This is a genomic window from Paenibacillus sp. 01T422, from assembly GCF_056398785.1.
Genome location: NZ_JBFTQB010001556.1, coordinates 1 through 572 on the forward strand (window position 1 = coordinate 1; position 572 = coordinate 572).

General features: G+C 34.3%; 1 protein-coding gene. It reads left to right on the forward strand.

What is annotated here, in order from left to right; translation table 11 throughout:
* Positions 1-153: 153 nt before the first annotated feature.
* The coding region (locus AC1DUA_RS40150; RefSeq protein WP_477504951.1) for a PepSY domain-containing protein at positions 154-572 on the forward strand (419 nt) is incomplete at its 3' end.

A 572-nucleotide genomic window follows, 5' to 3' on the forward strand; every position in this document is an offset into this window, starting at 1 on the left:
GTTATATGCCAATTGGAGCGAAATTTTTATATTTTATTCACATAAATAAACAAAACTAGCCCGTTCGAGCCATATATTTTTATGTTCTATTAAGATTAATATTAGATTGTTCTGCTCGGCAGCCATTTACATTACAATTTTAAGGAGATTAATATGAACACATTTAATCCTTTCCGAAGGCTTCATTTCTATGCGGCCTGGTTTATTACCCCCTTGCTCTTAACATTAACGCTGTCAGGAATCGGTTTTTTATTTTATACCGATGTCGAAAAAAACATCTATCAACAAGCATTTTTCGGGCAAAGTGAGATACAAACAAAACAGAGCATAGATGAAGCGATCAAGGAAATAACCAACAAATACCCAGGTTATAAAATTGGAAAAGTCAGCATGATGGAGGAACCTTATAACAATAGGGTTTCGATAAGCAGTAAAGAAGGAGATCGTTTTGTTTTTTTAGATAACAATAATCAAATCGTAGCTGCTCAAGATGCTGAGAGCACGTACTCTAATATCATGAGAAACTTTCATAGCTCCCTTTTAACCGGAAGTACATTTGTACGGTATTTAGT